The sequence below is a fragment of the Azonexus sp. GW821-FHT04F04 genome, from assembly GCF_059420025.1.
The window spans coordinates 151,973-173,693 of sequence record NZ_JBWKSX010000001.1; the positions used below are offsets into that span (position 1 = coordinate 151,973).

A 21,721-nucleotide genomic window follows, 5' to 3' on the forward strand; every position below is an offset into this window, starting at 1 on the left:
GCCGATTTTTCCGGTTGACCGTGGAAGTCGGCTGCTGTTGCTCAATAAGGCTTCCTGGGCATAAGTAAACACAAAAGAACGGCCTCTGCGCCGTCGGCTCAATAAACGCAAGAACGGAAAGCAAGGGGGTGCAGTGAAACAGCAAACTGCCCCGCTTCAGCTTTTTTCCGTCCTGATCCGAGACAGCCACTTCTCGATGCCGATGAGCAACGAACACAGCAAGGCGACAGCGACTATTTCCGCCCATTCGACCAGCCCGATCGGTGCCGTCTGGAATAGCCGATTCATCACCGGCAGGTAGGTCAGCGCCAGTTGCAGGGCCAGCATGCTGCCGAGGCCGGCCCAGATCCACGGGTTGGAAAACAGCCCCAGCTTCCAGAAGCCATGAGTCAGCGAGCGGCAGTTGAAAAGGTAGGCCATTTCGACCATGACGAAGACGTTGACCGCGACGGTGCGCGCTTCGGCCAGCGTGTGACCCTGCTTCAGTTCGAGCAGGAAGAGGCCGAAGGCACCGGCCAGCATGAGCACCGAGACGAGGATGATGCGACGGATCAGGCTGCCGTCGAGGACCGGCATGTCGAGCCGGCGCGGCGGCCGGCGCATGATGCCGCGCTCGATCGGTTCGAAGGCGAGCGGCAGGCCGATCAGGACGGCCGTCGTCATGTTGATCCATAAAATCTGCAGCGGGGTGATCGGCAGCGTGCTGCCGAACAGGATGGCGGCGACGATGACCAGGCCTTCGCCGAAATTGGTCGGCAGCGTCCAGGTGATGAACTTGACGAGGTTGTCCCAGACGCCGCGACCCTCCTCGACCGCCGCCTCGATGCTGGCGAAATTGTCGTCGGTGAGGACCATGGCCGCCGCCTCCTTGGCCACTTCGGTGCCGGCCAGTCCCATGGCGATGCCGATGTCGGCCTGCTTCAAGGCTGGTGCGTCGTTGACCCCGTCGCCGGTCATCGCGACGACTTCGCCTCGCGCCTGCAGGGCGCGGACGAGGCGCAGCTTTTGTTCCGGTTCGACGCGGGCGAAGACGTCGACGCTGTGGGCGGCTTCGTCCAGCGCGGCGGCGTCGAGCAAGGCCAGCTCACGGCCGGTCAGCGCTTTTTCGGCATTGAGTCCGATCTGACGGGCGATGGCGAGCGCCGTGACGGCGTGGTCGCCGGTGATCATCTTGACCCGGATGCCGGCCGAATGGCAGCTGCGGATGGCGCCAATGGCGGCTTTGCGCGGCGGGTCGATCATGCCGACGAGGCCGATCAGCGTGAGCTGGTCGACGCCTTCCACGGTCAACCGGAAATTTTGGCCAAAATTGAAATTGCGCCGGGCCAGCAACAGGACGCGCATGCCCTGCTCGGCGTAGGCACAGGCAATTTTTTCGATGGCCGCGCGGTCGACGGGCAGCGGCTGGCCGTTGGCCGACAGCTGATCGACGCACAGCGGCAGCAGGCGTTCGAGGGCGCCTTTGACATACACCACGCCCTCCCCGTCGCCATCGTGGGCGGTAGCCATGAACTGCCGGCAGGCGTCGAAAGGCAGCACGTCGCGGCGGGGGAAGAGCGCGCCCAGCGTGTGCTCGTCCAGCCCGCCCTTGCGCGCCGCGACGAGCAGCGCAGCTTCAGTCGGGTCGCCGGTAATCTTCCATTGGCCGTGATCGTGGCGCAGCGAGGCGTCGTTGCACAGCGCGCCGGCGATCAGGCCTTCGCGCAGCGCGCCGTCGATTCCGGCCGGCATCTCGTCGTGGGAGATGGCGCCTTCCGGGTTGTAGCCGTGGCCGCCGATGGCATAGCCTTCGCCGGCGCACCACAGGACGCGCACGGTCATCGCGTTTTCGGTCAGCGTGCCGGTCTTGTCCGAGCAAATGACCGTCGTGCTGCCCAGCGTTTCAACGGCCGGCAGGTGACGGATGATGGCCCGCCGTTTGGCCATGCGGGCGACGCCGATGGCCAGCGTGACGGTAACGGCGGCCGGCAGGCCTTCCGGAATGGCGCCGACGGCGAGCGCCACGGCGGCGATGAACATGTCGAAAGCCGTTTCGCCGCGGGTCAGACCGACGCCGACGGTGAGCAGCGCCAGCCCGCCGATGGCCCACAGCAGCCAATTGGAAAAACGCGCCATCTTGCGCGTCAGCGGCGTCACCAGATCGGGTGCGGCGGCGATCAACCCGGCGATGCGCCCGGTTTCGGTGGCGTCGCCGGTGGCAATGACCAGCCCGGTGCCCTGCCCGGCCACCACCGTGGTGCCGGCGTAGGCCATGTTGAGGCGGTCGGCGAGCACGGTATCGGGGTGCAGCGTGGCGATGTCCTTGGTGACGGGCTGCGATTCGCCGGTCAGCATCGAGTCGTCGGTGTGCAGCTCGTGTTGCTGGATCAGCCGGAGGTCGGCCGGAATGCGGTCGCCGGCGGCGAGCATGACGATGTCGCCGGGAACCAGTTGCGTCGCGTCGAGTTGCTGGCGATGGCCACCACGGCGCACGGTAACCGGGGTGGTGACGCTGCGCGCCAGAGCGGCCAGCGCTCCTTCGGCCTTGGCCTCCTGCCAGTAGCCAATGAGGGCATTGACCAGCACGACACCGAATATCACGCTGGCGTCCACGAATTCGCCGAGGGCGGCGGTGATTGCCCCGGCCGCGATAAGCACCAGCACGAGCGGTTGCATGACCTGCTCGGCGAAGCGGCGCCAGGCTGGTTTGCCGGGGCGTTCGGTCAGGCGATTGGGGCCGTGGCGGGTGAGTCGGGAGGCTGCTTCTTCATCATCCAGACCCGCCGCGCGATCGACCCCGAGCCGTCGGGCGGCCGCTTCAGCAGTGTCGGCATGCCAGGCTAGGTCCGGCGCGTCGTCAGGAACAGGAAAGGCAGGGTCAGGAAGGGCCATAGGGTAGCGAGCAGGCGCGTCAGGCCATTGAAATTGAGAAAGTGTCCCTGCCGCCAGACAGCCAGCGCCGCTTCCGAATACGGGTTGGGCGGTGCCATGTTGACCAGTACCGTACCGGCCATCAGCGCCAGCGCGGCGATCATCAGGCGCGGCGTTGCCGGCAGGGCGAGCGCGACGGAGAGGATGCCGCAACCAACCGCCAGCCCGAGCTTGGCGCCCGGCGTCAGCCAGGCCAGCGAATCGGCCGGGCTGACCAGAACGGCGGCAGAGACCGTGCTGATGACCAGGCAGAGGAGCAGGAAGAGCGGCACGATGAGGTAGGCGAAGAGTAGCCGCGCACACAGCATGCGGACGATCAGGCCGACGGCGACGACATTGAAGGCGGTGATGCTGGCCTCGATCATCACAAAGCTCTCGGCGGCGAAGGGAACGGCACCGGTCAACCCGAAAATCTGCCGCACATCGCCGGCCCCGAAGAGCAGTGTTTCGGGCGACAGCGGCACGAGCAGCCACAGGCCGAGCAAGGTCAGGCCCAGTTCGGCGTGCGGGATGGGGGCGATCAGCCGGTGTTCGAGCGCCGCGATGCGGGCGAAGACGCGTGGTCCGACGTGCTGTGCCCACAGTGCGCCAAGCAGCCCGCCCAGCGTATTGCAGGCGAGGTCGAGATTGGACGGGACGCGTGAGGGCAGCCAGGTCTGTACTGTTTCGAGACCGAAGCTGACGCTGCCAGAGAGGAGTACGGCGAGGATCAGGGCGGTGAAACGCCAAGGCAGGCTGCTCAGCGCGAGGGTCAGAAAGAAGCCCAAAGGCAGGTAGACCGCGACATTGGCCGCCAGATCGAAGACCGTCCAATAGCGCGGCCAGCCGCCTTCAAGGAAGGCAAGTGGCGAGACGCCGGTATCACGCCAGCCGGTAAACGGGTGCAGGCTGCCGTACACGACCAGCCCGCACCAGGCGAGCGCCAGGTAGCGGGAAAGCAGGATGGGGCCACGACCATGATGTGCCATGACCTGATTTTAGGGGCGATTGGCCGGCCCGTCAGCCCTTATGTGTCGTAACAATGATGGCGGCGTAGCGGATTTTCGGGTGACGGTTGGTCACACTGTCAGGCAAATCCTGAGGGTCCCGAAGTTTCGTACCGGCTTAGTGGTGGTGCGGATGTTCGGTGGCGTGATGGGTTTCGGCTGCCGCCCGGTGGTGCAGGGCTTCATGGATGTCTTCATGCGGCAGGCGATGGCCGACCCATTGTGGCAACAGCGACCCGGCGATCATGCCGACGATGCTGACGGCCAGTCCGATCAACTGCGGCGGCACGGCCTGGCCGATGCCGACCAGCGCGTAGGCGTAGTCGGGCGCGCCGGAAGGCTGGCCGCTGACGCTGACCAGTACTTCGATCAGAATCCATGCCGACAGGCCGCCAAAGATGGCGGCCAGCGCGCCCTGCGTCGTTGCCCGTTTCCAGAAGGCACCGAAGAACAGGGGCACGAAGGCGCCGGCCAGCGTGATCTTGTAGGCGTTTTCGACCATCTTGAAAATGCTGGCGTTGGAGTACAGCGCGAAGCCAAGGACGATGCCGGCAAAAACCACGATCGAGCCGCGCATCACTTTCAAAAACTGATGGTCTCCCATGTGTGGGTAAAAGCCGCGCACGATGTTTTCCGAGAAGGCGACCGAGGGGGCGAGCAAGGTGGCCGACGAGCAGCTCATGATGGCCGACAGGACGGCACCGAAGAAGATGGCCTGGGCGAAGACCGGGGTGTGATTGAGGACCAGGGTGGGCAGGACGAGTTGCGAGTCGGTCTGCATCAGGCCGTTGAACAGTTCGGGGTCGATCAGTGTTGCCGAATAGGCGATGAACATCGGCACGAAGGTGAAGCAGAAGTAGATCGAGGCGCCGAGGATCGAGCCCCACAGCGCAATGCGCTGACTCTTGGCCGAGGTGATGCGCTGGAAGACGTCCTGCTGCGGGATTGAGCCGAGCATCATGGTGATCCAGGCGCCGAGGAAGGTCAGCCACAGCCATGGGTCGGGTGGTGGGAAGAAATCGAGCTTGCCGGCGGCCGAGGCATGGTTGATGACCAGTTCGACGCCACCGGTCAGCCCGGAGACGACATAGCCGATGTACAGCATGCCGCCCATGATGACGCCCATCTGGACGAAGTCGAGGATGGCTACCGAGAGCATGCCGCCGAAGGTGGTGTAGGTCAGCACGATGGCCGCACCAAGGATCATGCCGGCGGTCTGGCTGACGTAACCGGCGGTGACGACGTTGAAGACCAGCCCGAGCGCCTTGATCTGGGCCGATACCCAGCCGAGGTAGCTGGCGACGATGCACAGCGTGGTCAGCACCTCGACCGTGCGGTTGTAGCGCAGGCGGAAATAGTCGCCGAGCGTCAGGATGTTGAGCTTGTAGAGCTTCCGCGAGAAAAAGACGCCGGCGATGATCAGGCACATCGACGAGCCGAAGGGGTCGGCGACAACGCCGGTCAGGCCATCCTTGACGAAGGTGGCGGAGACGCCGAACACCGCTTCGGCGCCGAACCAGGTGGCGAACACAGTGGCGGTGACGACCGGCAGCGGCAGATGGCGGCCGGCGACGGCAAAATCCTTGGCGCTATGGACGCGGGTCGCGGCAAACAGGCCGATGCCGATGGAAACCATCAGGTAGAGGACGACGAACCAGATCAGCATGATCGTACGGTCAACCGGGAAAAAGGTTCAAAACGCGAAAATTATACGGTCGTTGGGCGGTTTAGCAGCGTCAAAACGGGGCGTCGGAATGAAATTGAATGGCTGCTGCGGTCAACGGGTGAAACAGGCCCAAATCCATGGCGTGCAAGAGCAGTCGATCAGCCAGTGCCGTCGCTTCGCCACCATAGAGATCGTCACCGAGAATCGGATGGCCGAGCGAGGCCATATGGACGCGTAGCTGGTGCGAGCGGCCAGTCACCGGCTCGAGTTCGACGCGCGTCGTGTTGGCCTCCGGATCGCGACTGACGACGCGAAAACGGGTCAACGACGGCTTGCCGATCTCGAAATCGACCTTTTGTCGCGGCCGGTTCGGCCAGTCGCAGATCAACGGCAACTCAACCTCGCCGCTATCCTCCACCATTTGCCCGTGAACGATGGCGACATAACGTTTGTCGATCTGGCGTTCGCGGAAAAATCGCGAAAGTTGCCGGTGCATTTCCGCGCCACGCGCCAGAACGAGCAGGCCGGAGGTCGACATGTCGAGGCGATGGGCAATCAGTGCATCGGGATAACGGGCCTGGACGCGCGACGCCAGGCAATCGTCCATGCCCTCCCCGCGCCCCGGGACGGAGAGCAGCCCGGCCGGTTTGTCGACAACGATGATTTCGTTATCGACGTGGATGACGGTCAGACCGCTATCGGGTGGAGGAAAATAGGCCGTCAAAATGCTTTCACCCGGACACTGCAGCCGCTGTCCCTGAACGCCGTGCTCTCGCGAAACCAGCCGGTTCCAGGTGAAGTCTGCGCGCAGACCCGGTGGTCGGTCGTCTTGCTCGCCCACCAGTACCACGGCGCTGGTTTGGCGAAACTCTGCGGCGCATTGACGGCCAGCCAAATGCAGAGCAGCAGCTTGCCGAGCCTTGATTTGAATGCAGAATTTTCTTGCCAAGCGATCATGGTAAATGTACTGTATTTATACACAGTATTTAAGTAATGGCGGAGCGGGCTGGGAATATACCTCGTCTGCTCCGTGTAATCAGTGAAATTGACGGCTGCCGATGGCATATCCGGAACAATCAGCCTGTCGATCAAACGCAGCAATTTCTATTCCATCTTTGGCCCCTGTGCCATAATCCGCTCAAATTTCCGAGGTAACTCCATGGACGACAACAAGGCAAAGGCGCTCGCCGCAGCGCTGCAACAGATCGAAAAGCAATTCGGCAAAGGCTCCATCATGAAGATGGGCGACGCCGAAATCGACGAAGGCATTCAGGTCGTGTCTACCGGCTCGCTCGGTTTGGACATCGCGCTGGGCGTCGGTGGCCTGCCGCGCGGTCGCGTCGTTGAAATCTACGGTCCGGAATCTTCCGGCAAGACCACGCTCTGTCTGCAAGTCGTGGCCGAAATGCAGAAGCTCGGCGGTGTTGCTGCCTTCATCGACGCCGAACACGCGCTCGATCCGCAATACGCCCAGAAGCTTGGCGTCAATGTCGGCGACCTGCTGATCTCGCAGCCGGATACCGGCGAACAAGCCCTTGAAATTGCCGACATGCTGGTTCGCTCCGGTTCGGTTGACATCATCGTCATCGACTCGGTCGCCGCCCTCACCCCGCGCGCTGAAATCGAAGGCGAAATGGGCGACCAGATGGTCGGCCTGCACGCCCGCCTGATGAGCCAGGCCCTGCGCAAGCTGACTGCCAACATCAAGAAGACCAACACGCTGGTCATTTTCATCAACCAGATCCGCATGAAGATCGGCGTCATGTTCGGTTCGCCGGAAACGACGACCGGCGGCAACGCGCTCAAGTTCTACGCTTCGGTTCGCCTCGACATCCGCCGCATCGGCGCGATCAAGAAGGGCGACGAAGTCATCGGCAGCGAAACCAAGGTCAAGGTCGTCAAGAACAAGGTCGCTCCGCCCTTCCGCGAAGCCATCTTCGACATCCTCTACGGTGAAGGCATTTCCCGTCAGGGCGAAGTGGTCGAAATGGGCGTCTCCCACAAGCTGGTCGAAAAATCCGGCGCCTGGTACTCCTACAAGGGCGAAAAGATCGGCCAGGGCAAGGACAATTCCCGCGAATTCCTGAAGTCGCACCCGGAAATCGCCCAGGAAATCGAGGCGAAGATCCGCGAAGCGGCCAGCACCACCGTCATCAAGCCGACCAAGGCGGCTGCGGCGGATGCCTGACTTGCGCGTCCGCGCCCTGCAATTGCTGACCCGGCGTGACTACAGCCGGGCCGGCTTGCAGGCCAAGCTCGCTCCGCATGCCGAATCGGCGGAAGAGCTGTCGGCAGTGCTCGATACCTTGCAGGCCGAACGCCTGCTCTCCGATTGCCGCTACGCTACTCAACGGGTTGCAGTGCGGGGAAGACGTTACGGCGATGCGCGACTGCGCCAGGAGTTGCGCCAGCAAGGCGTCAGCGATGCCGACATCGCCAAGGCCCTGCCCGAAGCCGGTGATGAAACCGAACGCTGCCGGGTAATTTGGACCAAAAAGTTCGGTCGACCGCCGGAAACCGCCGAGGAGCGTGGCAAACAGATGCGTTTCCTGCAATATCGTGGCTTTTCCAACGACGCCATTCGGCGGGCCATGCAGGGAGTGGATGAATGAACATGCCGGCAGCCAAACTCTCGGCCCACAATCTCAAGAAGCGTTACAAGGCGCGGACAGTCGTCGAAGACGTCTCTTTCGAGGTCAAGTCCGGTGAAGTCGTCGGTCTGCTTGGTCCGAACGGTGCCGGCAAGACCACCTGTTTTTACATGATCGTCGGGCTGGTCGCGGCTGACGGCGGCGAAGTCTATATCGACGACAATCGCCTGACTCACCTGCCGATGCACAGCCGGGCGAGGCTTGGCCTGTCCTATCTGCCGCAGGAAGCCTCGGTTTTCCGCAAGCTCAATGTCGAGGAAAACATCCGTGCCATCCTCGAGCTGCTCAAATTGCCGCAAGCCGAGTTGAACGATCGCCTTGAGGGGTTGCTGGCCGAACTGCATATCAGCCACGTCCGCCACGTCAATGCCTCGGCACTGTCCGGTGGCGAGCGGCGTCGCGTTGAAATTGCCCGCGCCCTGGCGACCAATCCACGGTTTATCCTGCTTGACGAGCCGTTTGCCGGCGTCGATCCGATCGCCGTGCTCGAAATTCAGAAAATTATCCGCTTCCTCAAGGAGCGCGGAATCGGCGTCCTGATTACCGACCACAATGTCCGCGAGACGCTGGGTATTTGCGACCACGCGTACATTATCAACGCCGGAAACGTTCTGGCGGCTGGACGGCCGGACGAAATCGTTGATAATGAAAGCGTACGAAAGGTTTATCTCGGCGAGCACTTCAAGCTCTGACCGGAAGATAGAAACCGACCCCAACCAATGAAGCCGGCACTCCAGCTAAAACTCTCCCAACATCTGGCGCTGACTCCTCAGCTGCAGCAGTCAATCAAACTGCTGCAGTTGTCGACGATCGAAATGCAGCAGGAAATCGAGCGATATTTGCTCGAGAATCCGATGCTCGAGCGCGAGGACGAACAGGGCGGCGAGGCTTTTTCCGGCGCTCAGCAATTTGATTCTCCGCAGACCACCGAAGGCGAACGCGAACAAAGGGTCGAGCGCGAAGAGCGTGATGCACGTGACGACCGCGAGCAGGACGTACCTTCCGCTCCCTCTGATGTCGACGATGACCGCTGGGCCGCTGACGCCGGCACCTTTACCGGCGCCGGGCGGGATGAGGACGACGACAGCGATTCACAGGATACGCACGGCACGACGATCAGCCTGCGCGATCACCTCGGCTGGCAATTGGGCATGACCCAGGTTTCGGAGCGTGACCGCAGTCTGGTGCGCTTCCTGATTGAGGCGCTCGACGACGACGGCTATCTGTCGGCTACGCTGGAGGAGCTCTGGGAAACGCTGCCGCCGGAGTACGAAATTGAAATCGAAGAGCTCGAAATCGCGCTGCATCACATCCAGAATTTCGATCCGGTCGGGATTGGTGCCCGAAATTTGCAGGAATGTCTGGCCCTGCAACTAAAAGCCTTGCCGCGCGGCGATGAGGTCCGGGATCTGGCTTTGACTATCGTCCAGAAGCATCTGGAACTCCTGGCCGCCCGTGATTTCACCAAGATTCGCCGTCTGACTGGTTGCGACGACGAGTCGCTGAAGGCTGCACAGGCTGTGATTACCAGCCTCAACCCGCGGCCAGCCGCCCGTTTTTCCCAGATTGAAGCGCGCTATATCACGCCGGACGTGATTGTGAAGAAGCTCAAGGGAAAGTGGACGGCGTACATCAATCCTGACGCTTACCCACGCCTGCGTATCAACCGTCTTTATGCCGAAATTCTTGCCAAGCAGCGACGTGGTAACGGCAACCTGTCGACACAGCTGCAGGAGGCTCGCTGGCTGATCAAGAACGTACAGCAGCGTTTTGAGACAATTCATCGTGTTACGCAGGCCATTGTTGACCGTCAGCGTCAATTCTTTGAACACGGAGAAGTCGCCATGCGCCCGCTCGTTTTGCGCGAAATCGCTGACATTCTCGGTTTGCACGAGTCGACCGTATCGCGTGTCACCAGCCAGAAATACATGGCGACGCCGCGCGGCATCTTCGAACTCAAATACTTCTTCGGCAGTCATGTCTCCACCGATACCGGTGGTGCCTGTTCTGCTACGGCCATCCGGGCGCTGATCAAGCAATTGATCTCGGCCGAGGATGGCAAGAAGCCCTTGTCGGATAGTCAATTATCCGAAATACTAGGCCAGCAGGGAATCGTAGTTGCCCGACGGACGGTTGCAAAATACCGCGAGTCGCTCAACATCCCACCGGTCAATTTACGCAAGACCCTGTAGAGAGAGGAGAATAAAGTGAATCTGCAGATTAGTGGTCACCACATTGAAGTTACCCCGGCACTTCGCGAATACGTCGAGAACAAGCTGGATCCCGTGATCCGCCATTTCGACAAGGTAACCGGCGTCAGCGTCGTGTTGTCGGTTGAGAAACTCAAGCAGAAAGGTGAAGTCACGCTTCACGTGCCTGGCAAGGACATCCACGTTGAAGAGTCCGGTGACGATCTCTACGCCGCTATCGATGCCTTGTTCGACAAGCTGGACCGTCAGGTTCAGAAGTACAAGCAAAAAGTCCAGGACCACCATCGCGGTGACAAGCCGGGGCTGCACTCCGTCGCTGAATAAGCGTTGAACGGGCCGCACCGTAACAGGCTGCGGCCTTTGTTTTTCCAACCTTCCCTATGAACCCCCTAACCAACCTTCTATCAACCGATCAGGTTCTGCTCGATCTTGAGGCCAGCAGCAAGAAGCGGGTCTTCGAACAGGCAGGCATGCTTTTCGAAAATCGCCTTGGTCTTGCCCGATCGATCATTTTCGATAGCTTGTTCGCCCGCGAAAAGCTCGGTTCCACCGGCTTGGGTCAGGGTGTAGCAATTCCCCATGGTCGAATCAAGGGGCTGAAACAAGCCGTTGGCGCCTTTCTGCGTCTGGCAACACCGGTTCCTTTTGATTCGCCGGACGGGCGACCCGTCGATCTGCTCTTCGTGCTATTGGTTCCCGAGCAAGCGACCGAGCAGCACCTGCAGATACTTTCCGAGTTGGCCCAGAACTTTTCCGATCGGGCATTCCGCGAAAAATTGCACGCCGCGGCTGATCCAGCCGCCGTAGTCGCCCTTTTTCAGGGCTGAGTTTAGTTCGTGCGTCACGTAAGTCTGGTTCAGCTTTACGAGGACAACCGCGAAAAGTTGCTGTTGAGCTGGAATATCGTCCCCCATGCTGACCGCCGCATCGAGATCAAGGGCTCCAATAATTACGGTGCCGATCTGGTTGGCCACATCAATATTATTCATCCGGAGCGTCTGCAGGTCCTTGGTCTGGCGGAATATGAGTGGGCCATGCGCATTGGCGAGCGTCGCTTCGCACAGATGCTCAGTGATCTGCTCGGGGCCCAACCGCCAGCCGTCATCGTCGCGGATGGCCTGACGCCACCACCATTGGTGGTCGAGACCTGCACCCAATTGACGACACCGCTGATTTTTTCACCCAAGCCGTGTTCGGCAATCATCGATCTGCTGCGCATTTACCTGTCAGCACGCCTGGCCGATACGGTCAGCCTCCACGGCGTCTTCATGGATGTTCTCGGGATGGGCGTCCTGATTACCGGCGACTCCGGAGTAGGCAAGTCTGAGTTGGCTCTGGAGCTTATTTCGCGGGGCCATGGGCTGGTTGCCGATGATGTTGTCGAAATGGCCCGAATAGCGCCGACCACTATTGAAGGCCGCTGCCCCGGAATGCTGCGCGATTTTCTTGAGGTGCGCGGGCTTGGCTTGCTCAATATCCGGACAATCTTTGGCGAAACGGCTTCGCGCCGGAAAATGAAACTCAAGCTGATCGTTCACCTGCAAAGAACGTCGACGGCAGCCGATGCGCCACGTTTACCGCTCGATGCCCAAACCCATGAAGTGCTCGGCGTTCCGATTCGCAAGGTTGTCATTCCCGTGGCAGCTGGCCGCAATCTGGCAGTCTTGCTCGAAGCGGCAGTGCGCAACACGATTCTTCAGTTGCGGGGGATCGACAGCATGCAGGATTTCATGGATCGCCAGCAACGTACGATGCTTGACGATGACGCATGAATGGCCGATAGTACATCGGCGTTTCAAACCTTATAGAGGGGACTCCCAATGAAGAAATTGATTGCTCTGTTGATTGTCGCATTTGCTGCTACCACTGCTTTTGCCGCTGATGATTGTGCTGCCCAGGCCGCCGAGAAAAAGCTGGCTGGTGCCGCGAAAAACAGCTTCATGAAGAAGTGCACCCGAGACGCCGGTGCTGCTCCGGAAAACGAAGCTTGTGCCACCGCCGCCAAGGAAAAGAAACTGGCTGGTGCCGCCAAGAACAGCTTTATGAAGAAGTGCGCGGCCGACGCTGCAGCCAAGTAATCAACCCGTACGGGGAATAGTCGGCCATCTGCGGATGGCCGATTTTTTTACAAGTGCTCGAATTCGGCAATATCGGCCAGCGGATCGCTACCGGAATTGCCAAAACTGATCTGGCCACGACTTTCGAGTTGAATTTCATGGCGCCGGACCATAACTTCCTGACGCCCTGACAGAGTGACGAAGCAGCCATTTGTGCTGGTATCGATCAGATAGAAGCCATCGTTGCGCCGTTCGACCCGAGCATGCTGGCGCGAGGCCTTGCGGTCATCGATGATCAGCTTGCAGCCAAGATCGCGGCCAATAGTCAGCACCGGGGTTTTATCGTCAAGCAGGAAGGCTTTGCCGCGATGGCGAACGCATAGTCGGTCGGGGGGGGCTGTGCTGCTTGGGCCAAAAGCAGAATGTGCCGAATTGGCGGTCGCACCTTGATAGTTTGGCCAGTTGATCTGGAAAAGCGCTAATGCTTCGCCGTCTTCCGGAACGCTACCAAGTTCTGGTACGGGGTCGGCAGAAATGAAGCAGGGTTCGGACAGTGCCTCAACCAGAAGCGAGCTACACAAAATCTGATCTCGCCGAGCAATACCGGCGATACGCGCGGCCGTCGAGATGGCCGAGCCGGTGAGTTTTTTGCCGTCGTCAGACACTTCTCCGCAATGCAAACCGATGCGAATAGTGAGTTTCAGGCCGGAAACAGGGGGCAGATCGGCGATCCGCTGTTGCATGTCGATCGCAGCCTGACATGCATCTTCAGCTGTTTCAAAGGCACCCAGCAACTCGTCTCCGACGACCTGTATGGTCTTGCCCTTGTAGCCATCGATGGATCGCTTCATGCGCTTGAGGCAACGTTCAACTGCGTGCATTGCCTCTTTGTCGCCAAGACGCTCGAAAAGCGCGGTGCTGCCGGAGACATCGGCGAACATCACAATCAGTTTTCGTTGCGTGGCACTCATTGTCTACCTGGAGTCCATGAATTAACGACTGCTCATTATATGTTGATCGTGCCGCTTCTGCATTATGCCGAAAGGCTTATCGGGATGGTCCCGCTGATCGGCATTTCCGGGAGGTCGAATGCAATATCGCCCTCTTCGACAGGAGTGTCCAGAGTGAGCCCACGGAAATCGAACAAATCGCCATCTGCCAGGTGGGAGGGAACGACATTTTGCATGGCGGTAAAAACGGATTCGGTACGGCCGGGATAGCGTTTGTCCCAGTCCTGCATCATTTCGCGGATTTTCTGGCGTTGCAGGTTGTCCTGAGAGCCGCACAGGTTGCAGGGGATGATCGGAAATTCCATGCCGCGCGCGAATTTTGCGATATCGGCCTCGGCGCAATAGGCGAGTGGCCGGATGACGATATGGGCCTTGTCGTCGGTGACGAGCTTGGGCGGCATGGCCTTGAGCTTGCCGCCGAAAAGCATGTTGAGAAATAGCGTATGGACCATGTCATCACGGTGATGGCCGAGGGCTATCTTGTTGGCGCCGAGTTCCTTGGCTGTACGGTAGATGACGCCACGCCGCAGTCGCGAACAGAGCGAACAGGTGGTCTTTCCTTCAGGGATCTTTTCCTTGACGACCGAATAGGTGTCGGCTTCGACAATCCGGTGTTCTATGCCAATAGACTCGAAGTAGCGGGGCAGAACGTCAGCTGGAAAACCGGGTTGCTTCTGGTCGAGATTCATGGCGATCAGACTGAATTTGACTGGCGCACGCTTTTGTAGTGCCATGAGCATGGCGAGCAGCGTGTAGGAATCTTTTCCCCCGGACACGCAGACGAGCACGGTGTCACCCTCCTCGATCATGTTGTAGTCGATGATCGCCTTGCCGGTACGGCCTTCCAGATATTTGCGCAGCTTTAACAGGTTGTTCGATTGAGTCATGGGGCAAGGAATAAGGACGGGGTGCGGACCATGCAGCGTGTTAGCCACGGTCAACCGGATTTATTGCCTGAAATTGAAAAACGACCAGTTTACCTTGTGTCACCGGGCCGGAGAATAAAATCTGCGTTGAATCAGTGGTTTCCGCCAATCGACTGCAGTTTTTCCTGCAGCTCCTTGACTCTGATTGGTTTCGACAGATAGTCATCCATCCCTGCCGCCAGGCAGGCATCGCGGTCGTCTTGCATGGCTGCAGCGGTCATCGCGATGATCGGCGTGTGCTTAAGTTGATGCTCAGTCTCGCGGGCGCGAATACGCTGCGTTGCTTCGATGCCACCCATGACCGGCATTTGCATGTCCATCAGGATCACGTCGAAGGACCGGGTGGCCAAAATGTCGAGCGCCTCCTGGCCGTTTCGGGCCAGCGTTGCTATGTGCCCCCATTTGCCGAGCAGGCCGAGGGCCAGTTTCTGGTTGGTCGGATGATCTTCGACGAGCAGGACTACCAGTGCGCGCCGGGCTTCGCGCAGTGAATGGCGGGTGACCAGTGGCGCCCCTGTCACCTTATTGGTGATGGGCGCGTTGTCGAACAGTCGCCCCAGAGCGGCATGCAACTCGTCCAGCGAAATGGGCTTGGAGAAAAATCCGGCGATCCCGGCTTCCTGGCATCGTTGGGCATCGCCCCGCAGGGCGCCGGAGGAGAGCATCAACATGGGCGGCAGATATTTGTAGGTGGCGTGCAGGAGGCGCGCCAGTTCGTATCCATCCATTTCAGGCATTTGCGCATCGAGCAGGATGCAATCGAAATCAGTGCTGCCCTCTTCCATTAACGCTAGCGCCGCATGAGCGGAATCGACTGCGCGGGGAATGGTTTTCAGCAAGCTCAGCATGCTGCACAGGATGCGGCGGTTGGTGGCATTGTCGTCGACCACAAGGATGCGGCGGCCGACCAAATTGACCTGACTACCCTGGGCGGATGTTGCCTGCTCGGATAGCTCGAGTTGTACCGAAAAGTGGAAGGTGCTGCCCTCGCCCATCTGGCTGTGCAGCCAGATTCGGCCACCCATCAGTTCAACCAGGCGGCGGCAAATTGATAGCCCGAGACCGGTGCCACCATACTTTCGCGTTGTCGAGGTGTCTTCCTGCGAGAAGGCGTCGAAAATCAGATCCTGCTTGTCGGGAGCGATACCGATGCCGGTATCGCACACCGCAAAATGGACGATCGCGTGGCCGTCCTGCAACTGCAGCAGTTCGGTGCGCAAGGCGATTTCGCCACTGTTGGTGAACTTGATGGCGTTGCCGACCAGATTGACCAGCACTTGCCGTATGCGGCTGGGGTCACCTCGAACGTAGCGAGGGACATCGTGCAGCACCTCGCTGAGCAGTTCGATCCCCTTTTCGTGGGCGCGCAGGGCCAAGGGTTTCAGGACTTCGGCGACAAGGCGGTACAGATCGAAGGAAATTTCCTCGACGAGCAGCTTGCCGGCTTCGATCTTCGAAAAATCGAGGATGTCGTTGATGATGGTGAGTAGCGACTCGGCGGATGACTTTGCGATGGTCAGGTATTCCCGCTGTTCTGCGGTCAACGCCGTTTCCAGGGCCAAATCGGTCATGCCGATGACGCCGTTCATCGGCGTACGAATCTCGTGACTCATGTTGGCCAGGAAATCGCTTTTTGCTCGGCTGGCCGCTTCCGCTGCCTCCTTGGCGCGCAGGACTTCGATCTCGGCCCTCTTCCGCTCGGTGATATCGACGATGACGCCGAGCAAGCCGGAAACGCTTCCGTCGCGTCGCGTCAGGACCGCTTTGCGATAGACCGTATCGTGAATCAGCCCGTCCCTGCTATGCACCGAGGCCTCGTACGACTGCATCCCCTTGTTGGCAAACAGCTCGGCGTCTTTTTCAGTGTGCAGGCTGGCATCTTCCGGTGGCAGGAGATCGTTCAGCGTGTGACCGAGTAGTTCTTCGCGACTGATCTGGAAAAACAGCTCGAAGGCCTTGTTCAGGCGAACATAGCGTCCTGCGCTATCTTTCAGATAAACCGGCAGCGGGATGGCTTCGATCAGCTCTTCAACCAGATGGAGTTGTTCCGAGAGTTGTGCCTCGATGCGCTTGCGGTCGGTGATGTCGGTACGGATGGCGATGTGCCGTTCCGGCTCTCCGGTGGCGTTAAGCAACGGGACAATCGTCGCATTCACCCAGTACAGGTCTCCGTTTCGCGCCCGGTTGCAGACTTCGCCACGCCAGACCTTCCCAAGCGAGATGGTCTGCCACATGTCGCGGAACATTTCTGTTGGATGGGTGCCGGAATTGATGATGCGATGGTTGCGACCGAGGAGCTCTTCACGGGCATAACCGCTGATGTCGCAAAAACGGTCGTTGGCATAAAGGATTGTGCCGGCAGTGTCGGTAATACTGACGATGGCATGCTGGTCGAGGGCGAATTTCTGCGTCGCCAGCTCACGGCGACCATGCTCACTTTCAGCGACCATCGAAGCGATTCGCTTGGATAGCTCGGCGACATCTTCATCGGCAAACGTATCGGCGAGACCGCCTGAATCGGCGTCTGGCAACAAATCCCGAACAGTCTTTCGCAACGAACGCAGTGCATTTTCGCGATCAGCCAGCGACAGACGCAGTTTCTCGTTGCTGTCCGAAAGCTCGGACGAGGAAATTTCGAGGCTGCGGGTGCGCAAATCCAGATCGCGCTCGTATTGTTCGTAGCTGCTATCAACGCGCTTCAGAAATTCGCCGAAACCATCCAGCGCGGTTCGCAAGGCGGGGTCTGCCGTCGTTGCTGCCAGACTCATCGAGTTCAGAAGCGCAGCCAGTTCGGCTTCGCTGGCAATCCCGAGGCTGCGTTTCAACTGACGGAGAAGCGCTTTTTGCATGGGGTTTAGGTCAGGCCTCGCTCAGGCAAGTGATGGTCATTGTCTGATTGTGCAGTTTGCACGACGCGCCAGGGGCGAAGGGACTGATTTCGCCATAAGAGTAGAAGCCGGTCAGCACGCCGGCCTGGCCAAATACCTCGCCGACAGCCTCGACCTCTTCATCGACACGGTCGCCCATGACCAGTTTTCGTCCAACGCAGCTGACCAGAATGGCGACGCTTTCGCCGTTGCCCTGCAACATTGCCGCCGCTGCTTCTGCCGCCGATTCGGCCCCGCTAACCAGCTTGTCGGTACTGGCGTGCATCAGGCGCAAATAGCCATCGGGATCTATTTCACCAGCCAGAATCAGGCTGCCGCTTGCTTCGTCTATGCCGAGAATGGTGCGGATCAAGCCGACTGCGCTATGGTCTTCACCAAGCATGGCGAAGGGAAAAAGCAGACCTGATGCCGGCAGCCCCTTGGCGTGTTCGCCCAGATAGCGCCGGTAAATTTCGAGTGCTGGTTCACCGTCCAGTTCATGCAGGATATTGCCGTCGCAGCTGGTTACCTTGCGAGCCGGGCCGAAAGGTTCCCAGCCACCGAATGAGCCATGGCCGAAGCGTAGTCCGTCGCCACTCAGGCCAACGGCAACGATGTTGTCGTTGGCCACGCCGTCCGGGCCAATGGTAAATGTCTCCTTGAACGCACCGCCATCCCCAGCCAGGCCACCGGTAATCGGAATAGCGCTGCCAATGACGCTGGTGATGCCATTGACCAGGGCGCTACCGTTGATTTGTACGCCGGGCCCGAAAACGAGGACGGCTTTGAGGCCGGCGCCGGCAATCTGTCGCCCCAGTCTTTCACCTGCGGCGAAGGAGTCCTCCATGCCAGCCAGACGTGTACTACCCTGATGGAGGCTGGCGTGGTCGAATTTGATGGCTGTGACGGTGCATGTTTGATCATCGACACCGTCGGCGGTAATTTCGCCGGCGGTCGAACAGCCAAGCAGCAAGGCGCCAGGAAAAGCGTTGCTAAGCGACTCGTGCAAGCCGGGGAACGTCAAGTGTTCGACGCTGCCGAAAATCAGCAGGAGGTCCGCCGTTTCATCTCCGATACGACTCAGTGCTGAGGCCAGTTCCGCCGGCTTGCGATTGATTATTTGTTTGATGCGCAAGGTGTGTTTCCTCCTTTGATGCAGAATGCAAAAATAGCATAGGCGGCGGTGAAATTCTCGTTGCGGCCTTAAAATTGACACTTTTTGAACTTGCCATGAATAACCTGCCGATCCCCGCGCCGGAAGCGCTTGCTCACAGCCAGCGCTTGCAACAAACACTTGTCGACGAGGTTGCTGCCGCGGGTGGCTGGTATTCCTTTGCCCGTTTCATGGAGCAGGTTCTCTATGCCCCTGGCCTTGGTTACTATGCCGCGGGAGCGCGCAAGTTCGGCGCCGCCGGTGATTTCGTCACGGCGCCCGAAATGACTGGATTATTCGGCAAGGCGCTCTCCCGGCAGGTAGCTCAGGTCATGGCTGCATCGTGCCCGGTGGTGCTTGAAGTGGGGGCCGGTTCCGGGCGTTTGGCGGCCGACCTTCTGCTTGCTCTGGAGGTGGCCGAGGCTCTGCCTGAACGCTACTTCATTCTCGATTTGTCAGCCGATCTGCGCCAGCGCCAGCAGGAAACGATCGCAGCGACGGCGCCCCATCTTTTGCCCCGGGTGGAGTGGCTGGATCGCTTGCCTGAGCATTTTTCCGGCGCTGTCGTTGCCAATGAACTACTTGACGCCATGCCTGCCCACATCGTCGCCTGGCGGGAAGATGGAATTCTCGAGCGCGGCGTTGTCGTTGACGAGTCTGGTGGTTTCACGTGGAACGAGCGCCCGGCAAGCGGCGCCCTGCTTGCTGCTGCCGAAGAGATCGGTGAGCAATGCAGCCTGCCACCGGGGTTCGAGAGTGAAATCAGTCTCGCCACGCGGGCCTGGGCGGCAGAATGGGGGCATCGCCTGGACAGGGGGGCGCTGCTGCTGATCGATTATGGTTTCCCGCGCCGCGAGTTCTATCACCAGCAACGTGGGCGCGGAACCCTGATGTGCCATTACCGTCATCATGCGCACCCCGACCCGTTCTATTTGCCGGGTTTGCAGGATGTTACGGTCCACGTCGATTTCACTGCAATTATTGCCGCAGCCCACGCCAGTGGGCTTGAATTGCTTGGCTATGCCAGTCAGGGACAGTTCCTGCTCAATTGCGGGATTCTCGACTGCCTCGCTGCAATTCCTCACGCCACGCCGGATTACATTCGAGCTGCCAGCGCGGTCGGCAAGTTGCTGATGCCGCACGAAATGGGCGAGCTGTTCAAGGTGATCGCCATCGGTCGTGGACTGGATGAGCCACTTCTCGGCTTTGCCAACGGCGATCAGAGCCGTCGTTTGTAGCTGTAGCTATTAACGCTTGGCCAGCTCGCGGAAACGATTGGGCTGGCCGAGAACAAGGCGACCGAAATCATCCAGCAGCGCCTGGTCGACAAACTGTGGCCGGACGTTGTAGAGGGCGCTACCGAGTCGTTCGAGGTTGCGTGTTTCGAGGGTGATGACGCCCTTTGAAAAATCGGCCCGCCAGCGTGCGCTGACGCTGACTTCACTGCGAATTTCAAACTCGGCGCGTTCGACATAACTGCGCTCGTTCTTGAATTCCTTGTAGGTGAACGGCAAGCCGAAGTCAAAAATCATCGCCCGGAATCGCTCTACGGACGGCCCGTCACGTTCGACATGGAGCGTCGTGCTGCCGCTCAGGTGATACGAGAACGTGACCAGCTCGACCAGCGCGCCGGCGCTTTGCGACTGGGTCCGGTAGTCGGCGAAGCCCTCTTGCCAGCTCAGCTGATTCAGTTCGAACTGTTCGATCAGCGGGTAATCGCGCGGGACATCCGGCTTGATGATGTTGAGTTGCTGAACCAGTTCGTGCAGATAGAAGAAGAGGTGTTTCAGCGCCTGGTCGATTGCCTCGTTGATCGAGGTGCGTTCGGCCAGGGCGCTATGGATTTCACGCTGTCGTACTTCAGCTCGCTGTCGTAGCTGGTCGAGGAAGCTGCTGCCGGGTTCCGGGTTGTTTTCTTTTTTGGGGGGCGGCTCGGCTGTCTTGGCTCCGGCAACTTCAGCTACTTTGACTTCGAGTGGTTTGGCGGCGGGTCTGGCGGGCGCGATCTCCGGGAAAACGAGTGTCGGGTCAGTCATGCCGGCGCCGGAGTTGGCCAGATATTCCCGACGTGCGCGCCGTTCAGCGGCATCCAGATCGAAAGTCTCAATGTCGGCCAGCAATGCGGCTTCAAGCTCGGCGATATCCCTGCCCGTACCGGTCTTGCGCTCGCGTTTGGCGCGGATGGCTTCGAGAATGGCTGACAGCGGTCCGGGTTTTTCGGAATTACTCATTGAATTGGCGAATAGTTCGACTACAGTGGACCAATAATGTGTCCGAATTGGAGTGAGTGCAAGATGGATGTTTCTTCTGTAGGCAGTTTGACCTCCGCCATGTCGCCCGTGGAGATCAGGGACGCCGCCAATACGGCGGTTCTCAAGAAGGCGATGGACATTCAGGCCCAGAATGCGGCGCAGCTGCTGGAGGCCTTGCCGCAAGTGCCGAGCAACCCGCCGAACCTGGGCAACGCGGTCGACGTCAAGGTTTGATTTCGGCCAGCCAGTCACGCAAGGTGGCCGCGACAAGCGGCCATTCTTTTTCGTGGGTTACGGCGTGGCCCATGTCGCGGAAAATATGGACGTGTTCGCCGTAGGTGTGCCCGGTGGTCTGAACCAGGAAAGCAGGCACCAGGACGTCGTCTTCGGCGCCGAGGATGAGCATCGGCGGCCGATGCATGGCGTAGAGGTTGGGCAGGCTGAACATCGACATATCCCATAGCGCGCGGTGCGATTCCGGTTGCATCCGGCTCAGCCAGGCGGCCAGCATCGTTTCATCGACCTCGCCGGCAAACAACGCTTCACGCAACGTTCCGGTGTCGGTGTATTTGCCGTCCATGATCTGATTGATTTCCTGGAACAGCTGCGGCTTGTTGAACATCAGGTGGAACTGGGAGGCGATCAGGCCTTGCGGTGGCACCGAACAGACCAGGGCGACGGCCAGGGCTTCGCGATGTTCGAGATATTTCTGGACCACGAAGCCGCCCATTGAATGACCGATCAGGACCGGCGCTTCGCCCAGCCAGTCGACGATGGTCTTGACGTCATCGACGTAATCGCCAATCGAATGCCAGTTGATATGTTCAACACCTGCGCTACCGGCGTGGCCACGCAGTGACAGGGCGTAGCAGGGGTAGCCGGCCTTGGCGAGAAAAGGCATGAAGGTTTCGGTCCACATCCAGCCGCCGGCAAAGGCGCCGTGCACGAACAGTAGTGCTGGTTTGGTGGTCTTGCGGGAAGGCAGGCAGGAGAAGACTTCGAGGCCTTCAACGATTTGAGTTTTTAGCATGGG

21 protein-coding genes are annotated in these 21,721 nt (G+C 59.8%); 10 read left to right on the forward strand and 11 right to left on the reverse strand.

All coding sequences use genetic code 11. From position 1 onward, the window contains the following. Positions 1–156: 156 nt before the first annotated feature. From AC07TV_RS00725 to AC07TV_RS00745, 5 genes are all read right to left on the reverse strand, one after another. A complete protein-coding gene (locus AC07TV_RS00725; protein ID WP_494646477.1) occupies positions 157–2,871 on the reverse strand; it encodes a cation-transporting P-type ATPase in 2,715 nt (904 codons plus the stop codon). After that, positions 2,820–3,878 (reverse strand): VanZ family protein, encoded by a 1,059-nt coding sequence (locus AC07TV_RS00730; RefSeq protein WP_494646478.1) that lies wholly within the window; start codon positions 3,876–3,878, stop codon positions 2,820–2,822. Before AC07TV_RS00730 ends, AC07TV_RS00725 begins: the two co-directional genes overlap by 52 nt. Before the next feature lie 136 nt (positions 3,879–4,014). Then, positions 4,015–5,562, reverse strand: coding sequence for a high affinity choline transporter 1 (locus tag AC07TV_RS00735; protein ID WP_494646479.1), 1,548 nt, complete (start codon positions 5,560–5,562; stop codon positions 4,015–4,017). A gap of 70 nt (positions 5,563–5,632) precedes the next feature. Further along, positions 5,633–6,289 (reverse strand): pseudouridine synthase, encoded by a 657-nt coding sequence (locus AC07TV_RS00740; RefSeq protein WP_494647369.1) that lies wholly within the window; start codon positions 6,287–6,289, stop codon positions 5,633–5,635. Continuing rightward, positions 6,283–6,663, reverse strand: coding sequence for a hypothetical protein (locus AC07TV_RS00745; protein WP_494646480.1), 381 nt, complete (start codon positions 6,661–6,663; stop codon positions 6,283–6,285). The genes AC07TV_RS00740 and AC07TV_RS00745 overlap by 7 nt, the downstream gene beginning before the upstream one ends. A gap of 58 nt (positions 6,664–6,721) precedes the next feature. Here AC07TV_RS00745 and recA point away from each other — a divergent pair, with 58 nt between their 5' ends. Genes recA through AC07TV_RS00785 form a run of 8 tightly spaced genes read left to right on the forward strand, consistent with a single transcriptional unit; the run spans position 6,722 to position 12,501 of the window. Further along, positions 6,722–7,750, forward strand: a complete 1,029-nt coding sequence (recA, locus tag AC07TV_RS00750; RefSeq protein WP_494646481.1) for a recombinase RecA — start codon at positions 6,722–6,724, stop codon at positions 7,748–7,750. Continuing rightward, the gene (gene recX / locus AC07TV_RS00755) at positions 7,743–8,174 is read left to right on the forward strand and encodes a recombination regulator RecX (protein WP_494646482.1); all 432 of its coding nucleotides are present in this window, start codon (positions 7,743–7,745) and stop codon (positions 8,172–8,174) included. The genes recA and recX overlap by 8 nt, the downstream gene beginning before the upstream one ends. After that, a complete protein-coding gene (gene lptB, locus AC07TV_RS00760; RefSeq protein WP_494646483.1) occupies positions 8,171–8,905 on the forward strand; it encodes an LPS export ABC transporter ATP-binding protein in 735 nt (244 codons plus the stop codon). The genes recX and lptB overlap by 4 nt, the downstream gene beginning before the upstream one ends. Before the next feature lie 27 nt (positions 8,906–8,932). Further along, positions 8,933–10,405, forward strand: coding sequence for an RNA polymerase factor sigma-54 (locus AC07TV_RS00765; protein ID WP_494646484.1), 1,473 nt, complete (start codon positions 8,933–8,935; stop codon positions 10,403–10,405). Positions 10,406–10,420: 15 nt separating this feature from the next. Next, positions 10,421–10,747 carry a ribosome hibernation-promoting factor, HPF/YfiA family gene (hpf, locus tag AC07TV_RS00770; RefSeq protein ID WP_494646485.1) on the forward strand — a complete coding sequence of 109 codons (327 nt, stop codon included), beginning with the start codon at positions 10,421–10,423 and terminating at the stop codon, positions 10,745–10,747. Positions 10,748–10,803: 56 nt separating this feature from the next. Next, positions 10,804–11,250, forward strand: coding sequence for a PTS IIA-like nitrogen regulatory protein PtsN (gene ptsN / locus AC07TV_RS00775; RefSeq protein WP_494646486.1), 447 nt, complete (start codon positions 10,804–10,806; stop codon positions 11,248–11,250). Positions 11,251–11,259: 9 nt separating this feature from the next. Beyond that, entirely contained in the window at positions 11,260–12,195 is a 936-nt protein-coding gene (gene hprK / locus AC07TV_RS00780; RefSeq protein WP_494646487.1) for an HPr(Ser) kinase/phosphatase, read from the forward strand. 48 nt (positions 12,196–12,243) lie between these two features. Beyond that, positions 12,244–12,501, forward strand: coding sequence for a hypothetical protein (locus AC07TV_RS00785; protein ID WP_494646488.1), 258 nt, complete (start codon positions 12,244–12,246; stop codon positions 12,499–12,501). Positions 12,502–12,548: 47 nt separating this feature from the next. On the opposite strand, the gene AC07TV_RS00790 is transcribed toward AC07TV_RS00785, so the two are convergent. The 4 genes from AC07TV_RS00790 to AC07TV_RS00805 all read right to left on the reverse strand — a co-directional run bounded on the left by AC07TV_RS00790 (position 12,549) and on the right by AC07TV_RS00805 (position 18,418). Continuing rightward, positions 12,549–13,451, reverse strand: a complete 903-nt coding sequence (locus AC07TV_RS00790) for an FHA domain-containing protein (RefSeq protein WP_494646489.1) — start codon at positions 13,449–13,451, stop codon at positions 12,549–12,551. A gap of 62 nt (positions 13,452–13,513) precedes the next feature. After that, positions 13,514–14,377 (reverse strand): tRNA 2-thiocytidine(32) synthetase TtcA, encoded by an 864-nt coding sequence (gene ttcA / locus AC07TV_RS00795; protein WP_494646490.1) that lies wholly within the window; start codon positions 14,375–14,377, stop codon positions 13,514–13,516. A gap of 131 nt (positions 14,378–14,508) precedes the next feature. Further along, positions 14,509–17,265, reverse strand: coding sequence for a response regulator (locus tag AC07TV_RS00800; protein WP_494646491.1), 2,757 nt, complete (start codon positions 17,263–17,265; stop codon positions 14,509–14,511). A 10-nt stretch (positions 17,266–17,275) separates the two neighbouring features. Beyond that, positions 17,276–18,418, reverse strand: coding sequence for an FIST signal transduction protein (locus AC07TV_RS00805; protein WP_494646492.1), 1,143 nt, complete (start codon positions 18,416–18,418; stop codon positions 17,276–17,278). Positions 18,419–18,513: 95 nt separating this feature from the next. On the opposite strand from AC07TV_RS00805, the gene AC07TV_RS00810 reads away from it, so the two are divergent. Further along, the gene (locus tag AC07TV_RS00810) at positions 18,514–19,674 is read left to right on the forward strand and encodes a class I SAM-dependent methyltransferase (protein WP_494646493.1); all 1,161 of its coding nucleotides are present in this window, start codon (positions 18,514–18,516) and stop codon (positions 19,672–19,674) included. Between the two features lie 9 nt (positions 19,675–19,683). On the opposite strand, the gene AC07TV_RS00815 is transcribed toward AC07TV_RS00810, so the two are convergent. Further along, entirely contained in the window at positions 19,684–20,667 is a 984-nt protein-coding gene (locus tag AC07TV_RS00815) for a hypothetical protein (RefSeq protein WP_494646494.1), read from the reverse strand. Between the two features lie 63 nt (positions 20,668–20,730). Here AC07TV_RS00815 and AC07TV_RS00820 point away from each other — a divergent pair, with 63 nt between their 5' ends. Then, positions 20,731–20,922: a YjfB family protein gene (locus tag AC07TV_RS00820; protein WP_494646495.1), complete on the forward strand. Its 192-nt coding sequence runs from the start codon at positions 20,731–20,733 to the stop codon at positions 20,920–20,922. On the opposite strand, the gene AC07TV_RS00825 is transcribed toward AC07TV_RS00820, so the two are convergent. Continuing rightward, positions 20,912–21,718, reverse strand: coding sequence for an alpha/beta hydrolase (locus AC07TV_RS00825; RefSeq protein ID WP_494646496.1), 807 nt, complete (start codon positions 21,716–21,718; stop codon positions 20,912–20,914). The genes AC07TV_RS00820 and AC07TV_RS00825 overlap by 11 nt on opposite strands. Positions 21,719–21,721: the final 3 nt, after the last annotated feature.